At 45.1% G+C, this 9,538-nt stretch carries 12 protein-coding genes; 1 reads left to right on the top strand and 11 read right to left on the bottom strand.

Annotated elements, in window-relative coordinates; genetic code table 11:
- The 10 genes from tuf to LPW36_RS09080 form a co-directional block, all read right to left on the bottom strand.
- On the bottom strand, positions 1-835 hold an 835-nt coding region (tuf, locus tag LPW36_RS09125), incomplete at its 3' end, for an elongation factor Tu (protein WP_230609371.1).
- 70 nt (positions 836-905) lie between these two features.
- Positions 906-3,014 (bottom strand): elongation factor G, encoded by a 2,109-nt coding sequence (gene fusA / locus LPW36_RS09120; protein WP_230609370.1) that lies wholly within the window; start codon positions 3,012-3,014, stop codon positions 906-908.
- Positions 3,015-3,109: 95 nt separating this feature from the next.
- Complete coding sequence (gene rpsG, locus LPW36_RS09115) at positions 3,110-3,580, bottom strand: 30S ribosomal protein S7 (protein WP_108900587.1); 471 nt, start codon at positions 3,578-3,580, stop codon at positions 3,110-3,112.
- Between the two features lie 96 nt (positions 3,581-3,676).
- Positions 3,677-4,051: a 30S ribosomal protein S12 gene (rpsL, locus tag LPW36_RS09110; RefSeq protein WP_047779685.1), complete on the bottom strand. Its 375-nt coding sequence runs from the start codon at positions 4,049-4,051 to the stop codon at positions 3,677-3,679.
- 196 nt (positions 4,052-4,247) lie between these two features.
- The gene (tusB, locus tag LPW36_RS09105; protein WP_230609369.1) at positions 4,248-4,538 is read right to left on the bottom strand and encodes a sulfurtransferase complex subunit TusB; all 291 of its coding nucleotides are present in this window, start codon (positions 4,536-4,538) and stop codon (positions 4,248-4,250) included.
- Between the two features lie 9 nt (positions 4,539-4,547).
- On the bottom strand, positions 4,548-4,907 hold the full coding sequence (gene tusC / locus LPW36_RS09100; protein WP_230609368.1) for a sulfurtransferase complex subunit TusC: 360 nt from the start codon (positions 4,905-4,907) through the stop codon (positions 4,548-4,550).
- 11 nt (positions 4,908-4,918) lie between these two features.
- Positions 4,919-5,305 (bottom strand): sulfurtransferase complex subunit TusD, encoded by a 387-nt coding sequence (gene tusD, locus LPW36_RS09095; protein ID WP_230609373.1) that lies wholly within the window; start codon positions 5,303-5,305, stop codon positions 4,919-4,921.
- A 2-nt stretch (positions 5,306-5,307) separates the two neighbouring features.
- Positions 5,308-6,021 carry a helix-turn-helix transcriptional regulator gene (locus tag LPW36_RS09090; RefSeq protein ID WP_230609367.1) on the bottom strand — a complete coding sequence of 238 codons (714 nt, stop codon included), beginning with the start codon at positions 6,019-6,021 and terminating at the stop codon, positions 5,308-5,310.
- Between the two features lie 158 nt (positions 6,022-6,179).
- Positions 6,180-6,968 carry an FKBP-type peptidyl-prolyl cis-trans isomerase gene (gene fkpA / locus LPW36_RS09085; protein WP_230609366.1) on the bottom strand — a complete coding sequence of 263 codons (789 nt, stop codon included), beginning with the start codon at positions 6,966-6,968 and terminating at the stop codon, positions 6,180-6,182.
- A gap of 268 nt (positions 6,969-7,236) precedes the next feature.
- Positions 7,237-8,418: an FKBP-type peptidyl-prolyl cis-trans isomerase gene (locus LPW36_RS09080; protein ID WP_230609365.1), complete on the bottom strand. Its 1,182-nt coding sequence runs from the start codon at positions 8,416-8,418 to the stop codon at positions 7,237-7,239.
- A 169-nt stretch (positions 8,419-8,587) separates the two neighbouring features.
- Here LPW36_RS09080 and LPW36_RS09075 point away from each other — a divergent pair, with 169 nt between their 5' ends.
- Complete coding sequence (locus LPW36_RS09075) at positions 8,588-8,815, top strand: protein SlyX (protein ID WP_230609364.1); 228 nt, start codon at positions 8,588-8,590, stop codon at positions 8,813-8,815.
- 89 nt (positions 8,816-8,904) lie between these two features.
- On the opposite strand, the gene slyD is transcribed toward LPW36_RS09075, so the two are convergent.
- Positions 8,905-9,531, bottom strand: a complete 627-nt coding sequence (slyD, locus tag LPW36_RS09070) for a peptidylprolyl isomerase (RefSeq protein WP_130593157.1) — start codon at positions 9,529-9,531, stop codon at positions 8,905-8,907.
- Between the last annotated feature and the right edge of the window lie 7 nt (positions 9,532-9,538).

Raw genomic sequence — 9,538 nt, 5'->3', positions numbered from 1 at the left:
GCAGAACACCTACGTTCTCACCCGCACGGCCTTCGTCCAGTAATTTACGGAACATTTCAACGCCGGTACAAGTCGTTTGAGTCGTTGGTTTAATACCAACGATTTCAACTGCTTCACCTACTTTAACAATACCGCGCTCTACACGACCGGTGACTACTGTACCACGACCAGAGATAGAGAATACGTCTTCGATTGGCAGCAGGAACGGCTTATCAATTGCACGCTCTGGCTCTGGAATATAAGAATCCAGTGCTTCTGCTAATTCGATGATTTTTGCAGCCCATACTTCATCGCCTTCCAGCGCTTTTAATGCTGAACCACGGATTACCGGAGTATCATCACCCGGGAAATCGTACTGAGACAGAAGTTCACGAACTTCCATTTCAACTAATTCTAACAGCTCTTCGTCATCAACCATGTCACACTTGTTCAGGAACACGATGATGTAAGGAACGCCTACCTGGCGACCTAACAGGATGTGCTCACGAGTTTGTGGCATTGGGCCGTCAGTTGCAGCTACTACCAGAATAGCGCCGTCCATTTGAGCAGCACCGGTGATCATGTTCTTAACGTAGTCGGCGTGACCCGGGCAGTCAACGTGTGCATAGTGACGGCTTGGGGTGTCGTATTCTACGTGAGAAGTGTTGATGGTAATACCGCGCGCTTTTTCTTCTGGTGCGTTATCGATTTGATCGAATGCACGAGCCTGACCACCGTAAGCTTTTGCTAATACGTTGGTGATAGCTGCTGTCAGAGTTGTTTTACCGTGGTCAACGTGGCCGATAGTACCAACGTTAACGTGGGGTTTTGTACGTTCAAATTTTTCTTTAGACACGATTCTCTTCCTTTACACTATCCCCCTCTATCCGAGGGGGACTGGGATATAAATTTATTACTCGTGAGGCTTACTTAGCCTTGCGAGCTTCGATAATTGCTGTAGCAACGTTACTTGGCGCTTCACTGTACTTCAGGAACTCCATGGAGTAAGAAGCACGCCCCTGTGTTTGTGAACGCAGGTCTGTAGCATAACCAAACATTTCAGATAGTGGAACTTGAGCACGTACAGTTTTACCTGTAGCCATGTCTTCCATACCTTCGATGATACCACGACGACGGTTTAAGTCACCGATCACATCACCCATGTAGTCTTCTGGAGTTTCTACTTCAACCTTCATGATTGGTTCCAGCAGAATTGGTTTTGCCTTCATGAAGCCTTCTTTAAAGGCAATAGAAGCAGCCAATTTAAACGCCAGTTCTGAGGAGTCAACATCATGGTAAGAACCGTAGTGCAGACGCACTTTGATATCAACAACCGGATAACCAGCCAGAGGACCAGATTTCAGTTGCTCCTGAATACCTTTATCGACCGCAGGGATATATTCACCAGGAATTACACCACCCTTGATGTCGTTGACAAACTCGTAGCCTGGACCACCAGCTTCCAGCGGAGACATATCGATAATAACGTCACCGTACTGACCACGACCACCAGACTGTTTAGCGTGTTTACCCTGAATGTCTTTAACAGTTTCACGGATAGTTTCACGATAAGCTACCTGAGGTTTACCTACGTTAGCCTCTACACCGAACTCGCGACGCATACGGTCAACGATAATATCCAGATGAAGTTCACCCATACCTGAAATGATAGTCTGGCCTGATTCTTCATCAGTCTGAACGCGGAAAGATGGATCTTCTTGAGCCAAACGGCCAAGAGCAATACCCATTTTTTCCTGATCGACTTTAGTTTTAGGTTCAACGGCAACGGCAATAACTGGTTCCGGGAACTCCATACGTTCCAGAATAATCGGTTTAGCCTGATCGCACAGAGTGTCACCTGTCGTTACATCTTTCAGACCGATAGCAGCCGCGATGTCACCAGCACGAACTTCTTTAATCTCTTCACGCTTGTTAGCATGCATCTGTACAATACGGCCTAAACGCTCTCTTTTATCTTTAACAGCATTCAGTACGGTATCGCCAGAATTAACCACCCCGGAATAAACACGGAAGAAGGTCAAGTTACCAACAAATGGGTCAGTTGCAATTTTAAACGCCAGAGCAGAGAACGGTTCAGCATCATCAGGATGGCGTTCGGCATGAGTTTCACCGTCAGTCAAAACACCATTAATTGCCGGAACGTCGGTTGGAGCAGGCAGATATTCAATAACCGCATCCAACATCGCCTGAACACCTTTGTTCTTAAATGCAGAACCACAGGTAACCAGAATAATTTCATTGTTTAAAACGCGCTGACGCAAAGATGATTTAATCTCTGCTTCAGTCAGGTCTTCACCACCCAGATACTTATCCATCAATTCTTCGGATGCTTCAGCCGCTGCTTCAACCAGATTCTGACGCAGTTCCTGTGCTTTCGCTAACAGATTAGCCGGAACTTCTTCATACTCAAACGTTACGCCTTGATCGGCGTCGTTCCAGTTGATAGCTTTCATTTTCACCAGATCGATAACACCAGTGAAATTATCTTCAGAACCAATTGGTAACTGAATTGGCACCGCAGTAGCCGCTAAACGAGTCTTCAACTGCTCAATAACACGCAGGAAGTTAGCACCCATACGGTCCATTTTATTAACGAACGCGATACGTGGAACTTTATATTTGTTCGCCTGACGCCATACGGTTTCAGACTGCGGTTGAACACCACCCACAGCACAATAAACCATTACTGCGCCATCAAGCACACGCATAGAACGTTCTACTTCGATAGTAAAGTCAACGTGCCCTGGGGTGTCGATGATATTGACGCGATGCGGTTCGAATTGCTTGGCCATACCAGACCAGAACGCAGTGGTCGCAGCAGAAGTGATAGTAATACCACGTTCTTGCTCTTGTTCCATCCAGTCCATAGTGGCTGCGCCATCATGAACTTCACCCAGCTTATGGTTTACACCAGTATAGAACAAAATACGTTCCGTAGTGGTTGTTTTACCGGCATCAATGTGAGCACTGATACCGATGTTGCGATAACGCTCAATAGGGGTTGTACGAGCCATTTTATTCCTCGATTACTAGGTCGTTCTTCAGATAACCCATGCGGGTCAACTTAAAAAGCGCCCGCATGATGATTAGCATAACTACCGAAAACAAATTACCAACGGTAGTGGGCGAACGCCTTGTTGGCTTCAGCCATACGGTGAACGTCTTCACGTTTCTTAACTGCAGTACCTTTGTTTTCTGCAGCATCAGACAGTTCATTCGCTAAGCGTAAAGCCATGGATTTATCACCGCGTTTACGAGCAGCTTCTACAATCCAACGCATGGCAAGTGCGTTACGGCGAACCGGACGAACTTCAACCGGTACCTGATATGTAGAACCACCAACACGACGAGACTTAACTTCTACAGTTGGTCTTACGTTGTCCAGGGCAATTTCAAAAGCTTCCAGTTCGTTCTTACCTGAACGCTGAGATAAAGTCTCAAGCGCAGTATAAACGATAGCTTCAGCGGTAGATTTTTTACCATCTACCATTAAAATATTTACAAATTTGGCCAATAAGTCAGATCCGAACTTAGGATCTGGCAGAATTTTACGTTGACCAATGACGCGACGACGTGGCATGGAAATACTCCGTTGTTAATTCAGGATTGTCCAAAACTCGATGAGTTTATTTTGACATTAAGTTAAAAATGTTTGGCCTTACTTAACGGGTAACCATTAAGCCTTCGGCTTCTTCACGCCATACTTGGAACGGGCTTGCTTACGGTCTTTAACACCTGAGCAGTCCAGCGCGCCACGGACGGTGTGATAACGCACACCCGGCAGGTCTTTAACACGACCACCACGAATCAGGATCACGGAGTGCTCCTGCAGGTTGTGGCCTTCACCACCGATATATGAAGAAACTTCAAAACCGTTAGTTAAACGTACACGACAAACTTTACGTAATGCAGAGTTTGGTTTTTTTGGAGTGGTGGTATATACGCGAGTACATACTCCACGTTTCTGCGGGCAAGCTTCCAGCGCAGGAACGTTGCTTTTTGCAACCTTCATTGAGCGCGGTTTGCGTACCAGCTGATTAATTGTTGCCATTAAAAAAAGCTCCTGGTTTTTTTACTTTCGTAAACACGTAATAAATCGATCCCTGAATGCATAGGTACACTGAGGGACGCAAAATTTTATGGCTGAAGTGGGTAACTGTCAAGAAATATACAGTATTGAGCAATGAACAAAGAGATCTGTTGCTTGATTTATCAAAATATTCACTAAAAACACAACCAGCAGAATATTACCAATTCACCTGAGGATAGTGGGTAACGCTGAGATCAACCAGACCTGAGTAATCAATAATCCCAACCCGGCTGTCGATAAGTAATAATAAACCCCGGGCTTCAATGTCTTCCTGAAGTACATAAATATTTATTGGGTTACGCTGAATCAACAGTGTTAACCAACGACTATCCTTTAGCGCCGCCGTTACGCCATCCTGCAACAATACCAGCACATCGCTCTGCCCTATGGTATTGGCCAGCGCATTCATATCCATTTGATATGGTGAATGTGAGAGGGTATGTAACACGGTTAGTCCTTAAAAAGTTAGTACTACATCATAACCAGATAAGCGTTCATACATTTGCTGCTGGTTTAAACGAATCGCATCAATAACCAATGCCACATCCGGATTAATTCCACGTTCAAGCATTGAATCCGTACAAATAAAACATTGCTCAATATCGTATAGTGCCAGAACACCAAAGGTCGCAATATAGTTACGCATCAGGATCTGGTCTGGTTGCTGTCCGGAAAGTAGCTGAAATACACCATCAGAAAGAAAGAACAGGCCAATCTCCTCCGTCAGCGCCGACGTTGCCAAAACAGCGTCTAACCCCTCCCGGCCTCCGGAAGCACCATGGGGAACATGAGTAAAAATAAAGGCTATTTTCTTCATTATCAGCCAGCTTAAAACTGCATCACGCGATCGCAAGTCAGCATCGCTTCCGCTAATGAGCCCAATCCGCTTAGTACAAATCCGGGCTGTAAATTCGCTGTTGTCTGCTGGCGTAATGTTGCTTCCTGCTCATCGATAACGCCACGGCGCAACGCCGCTGCAACACAAACATTTAGCACGGTTCCTTGTTGTTCCGCCAATCGTTGCCAGGCTCGAACTAAATCAAACTCGTCGCTGGCTGGTGAAACTAACTGGTTAGCATTACTAATACCTTCCTGGTAAAAGAATACGCTCTCCAGCTTATGACCACGGGCAATCAAGGCTTGAGCAAACTGCCAGGCGCTGGTTGCCTGCTGAGTACCATAGGCGGGGCCAGTAACCACTAACGTATAGCTCAGGCTCACCGATCGCTTCCCGAAAAATCACCGCTCTTAAACTGGCGAATATAGAGGTAAACCGTATGTTTTGAGATATTCAGACGATCGGCAACCTGATTAATGGAATCTTTAATATCAAAAATTCCTTTTTCATACAGATTAAGTACGATTTGACGATTCTTGGCATTATTCGATACGTTTCGATCCGCATTAACCTCTTCAATACTAAATTCCAGCGTTTGGGCTACCAGATCGTCAACAGATGAAGCAAAGTTAACGTTAGAATGAACATCTTTGGTTTCGGGCGGAATAAAGGTCTGCATGATCTGAGAGAAAGGCACATCCAGATTCATATTAATACAGAGTAACCCAATCACCCGATGATCTTTATTACGAATAGCAATTGTCAGCGATTTCATTAATGAACCGCTTTTAGCACGCGTGAAATAAGCTTTAGAAACGCTGCTGTCATCATTTGACATGGCGTGCAGCATTCGCAATGCCATATCAGTAATTGGAGAACCTATTTTACGACCGGTATGTTCACCATTAGCTATGCGAATAGCGGAACATTTCAAATCTTCTAATGAATGTAAAACGATTTCACAATGCGAACCAATCAACATAGCTAAACCATCAACTACCGATTCATAAGAGCGCAAAATGTCGTGATCTTCGCTGGTAAACGGCTGCTCATCCAACGTCTCATACTCGCCGGATAGCGGTGAATCAGACATGATAATTCTCCAATATATTTAGTCCATATTGGTCCTCAGACTGAAAAAAACCTGGAGACTCATTCTTAACAAGTGTTGGATAGTCTAACAAAAACCGGGGGGACATAAGAAATAAAAAAACCGCAGAATTGAACTGCGGTTTTTTTCAACATCAGGAATTATTGCTTATCTTTGGCCTGTGCTGCTGGCGCTTCTGCTTTTTCAGACTTAACGTCCAGTAATTCAACCTGGAATACTAATGTAGAATTAATTGGAATTCCCGGTACGGCGTTTTCACCGTAGGCTAAAGATGGAGGGATAACCATAGTCATTTTTCCACCTTTCTTCAGGAATTTTAACCCTTCAGTCCAGCCTGGGATCACGCTATCCAGACGAAAGGTTGCAGGTTGACCACGAGTATAAGAGTTATCAAACTCGGTACCATCGATCAATGTACCTTTATAGTTCACCACAACAGAATCGCTATCGCCAGGCGCGTTACCGGTACCGGCTGTTTCTACTTTATATAGCAGGCCTGATGCAGTTTTCTTCACACCCTCACCTTTAGCGAAAGTATCACGATAGGCTGCGCCTTTTTCTTCGTTAACTTTGCCATCAGCCAACATTTTAGCATGTGCTTTTTCTTTCACGCGGGCTTCGAAAGTCTGTAAGGTTTGCTCAATTTCGGCATCGGTTAATTTGCTTTTGCTTTCAAATGCATCTTTAAAACCAGCCTGGATTTGAGAGCGATCTAACACTACACCTAACTTATCCTGATCCTTCAGAGAGTTAGTCATATAACCACCCAGAGAAGCACCTAACGCATAGGCCGCCTTCTGATCTTCGCTATCAAACTTAGCTGGTGCGGCGCTTTTTGGTGCAGCTGCTGTTGTTGCAGTGTTGGCCATTGCCCCGGTAGCGAAAGCCATTGCGGTCGCTAACAGCGTTACTTTAAATAATGATTTCATCTACATCTCCGGTGATAGGACATATGTTGTTATGCGATAAAGCAGAATACGAATTCTATACCATACAGGCTAATTATAAACAGACACAAAGAGTATCAAATTATCTTATTACTCAGAAATAATAGCCCATTATGCTAATTAATTATCTTTGACAACATAAATTAAAATGGTTCGCTGCAATGAAGAAATCTCTTCATCAGCGAACCATGAATCATTATATAGCTCAAACAAATAACCAGCGTCCGGTCTTTCGGTTAACCATCAGCAATTATTTTGATTTAGCCGGGCTGCCCGAATTTACCTGCAATACTTTAATATTAAAAATCAGCGTAGCATTGGGTGGGATCCCTGGTAAAGCACCTTTAGCACCATACCCTTGCTCAGGTGGTACCACCAACTTAATCTCACCACCTCTGCCAGCCAGCTTAATGCCGTTACGCAGAGCAGGAATAACATCGGCTACTTTTAAAGTAATTGGCGAGGCCGTTTTTTCAAACACGACACCATTTACCCGCATTCCTTGCAGCTCAACAACCACTATGTCTTTATCCACAATGGCTGCGCCACTACCTTTTTTCTCAACTAAGTACAGCAATCCCGTTTTGCTTTTCTTCACACCATCCATTTTGGCAAATTCAACCTGATAAGCTTCGCCCATTTCACGTTCCCGTAAGGCTTCCTGCTCCATCTTGGCTTTATTTAATGTGTTAACCTGATCGTCAAATGCTGCCATGGTTTTTTTAACCATCGCCTCATCCATTTTTATATCACCAGCAAAGGTATCCACAATACCCGCCAACACGATATTAGGATCAAGGGTGATATGCAGTTTCTTTTGCTGAGCCATATTTTCCTGCAGGTAACGCGCCAGCGTTACGCCACTGGCATAAGCGCGTTTTTGCTCTTCACTGTTCAGCGAAAATTTTACTGATGATAATGGTGTGGTTTCCAGTTCAGTGACCTCCGGGGCTGGCTCTTTTTTCGAGTCGGCTGCTGAAGCAACTTCATCCGTTGCAGCTACAGGCGCGGCACCAGCCGGGGTCGTTTCTGTGGCCGTTGCTTTTCCTTCCGTTGCCGGGGCAGCATCCGTTGCTGCTGAAGTTTCACTGGCTACTGGTGCTGTTTCCGCAGCAGGTGTAGAGCTTGCCGCTGCAGACTCAGTGGCAGCTTGCTGCGTACTCGTCTTTGGGTCTGGTACCTTATCCTTAGCTGGCTCTGCTGCTGAAGATGGCTGACTACTCTTCTGTTCTTCCACGGCAACTGGCGCTGCATCAGCCGGTTTTTCGGCGTTTACTGCTTCAGGCTGAGATGGCACTGCCGCAGGCTGAACAGCGGTAGAACTTTGTTCAATCTTAGAATCTGGCGCAGCAGGATTAGCGAAAACAGTAAAAACAGGTAGCGTTAGCAATAACGCTCCAATTGCATATGAAGGCTTATTTAAAAAAGACATCAATATATTCCTTGTGTTTCATTGTAGAATAGAGCCATTAACGGTCAACATCTCCTGCCGGCTGCATTACTGGCAAGCACACTGATATTTATGCGCATCTTACAAATTTCTGCGCCGATTTAATATCATATTCATAATATGAGGCTCATCATGATTCACCGGAGAAAATATGCAACAACTAAACGCTGACAGCCTGTTACAACGACTGGAGCTATTAGAAAGTCGTCTGGCTTTTCAAGAGGTGACTATTGAAGATCTCAATCAGGTAGTCATTCAGCATCAACTTGAAATTGCTAAACTTCAGGAACAATTAAGGCTATTGACGGACAAATTGAAAGCTTCTCAACCATCAATGATAGCTTCACAGTCAGAAGAGTTGCCTCCTCCACATTATTGATATTTGATTAAAACTATAGCGGTGATTCAGATAAAAAATAAAATGGCAGCTTAAATTAAGCTGCCATTTTTTCATGCTCTAAAGGGTGATTAGTGGCTGCAGCCACAACCGCCGTGGCCTTTACCATGGCCACCACAGCCGCCTTCGCCGTGTTCGTGGTCATGATCGTGACCGCCACCACCGCAGCAACCACCTCCATCACCGTGACCATGGCCGCCACAGCAGCCACCTTCACCATGTTCGTGATCGTGCTCACCGTGAACATGGCCATGCGCCAGCTCTTCCGGTGTCGCTTCGCGGATAGCAACAACTTCAACATTAAAGTTAAGGTTTTGGCCTGCCAGCATATGGTTACCATCAACCACGACGTGATCGTCTTCCACTTCGGTGATTTCAACCGGCACAGGACCTTGATCGGTATCAGCCAGGAAACGCATACCTACCTGCAGCTCATCAACGCCCATAAACACATCTTTAGGTACACGTTGAACCAGAACTTCATCATAGTTGCCATAAGCTTCGTTAGCCGGTACAAACACGTCAAAACGATCGCCTACGTTATGATCTTCTAATGCTTTTTCTAAACCTGCGATCAGAGAACCATGTCCATGCAGATAATCTAACGGTGCGCTCACCGGAGACTCATCAACTAATACACCGTCTTCTGTACGAACCTGATAGGCCAGGCTGACCACTAGGTCTTTTGCTACTTTCATGATTTCT

The sequence above is a fragment of the Limnobaculum eriocheiris genome, assembly GCF_021010575.1.
In the GTDB taxonomy this organism is placed as follows: domain Bacteria; phylum Pseudomonadota; class Gammaproteobacteria; order Enterobacterales; family Enterobacteriaceae; genus Limnobaculum; species Limnobaculum eriocheiris.
This window is presented reverse-complemented; position numbering and strand designations above follow the sequence as displayed.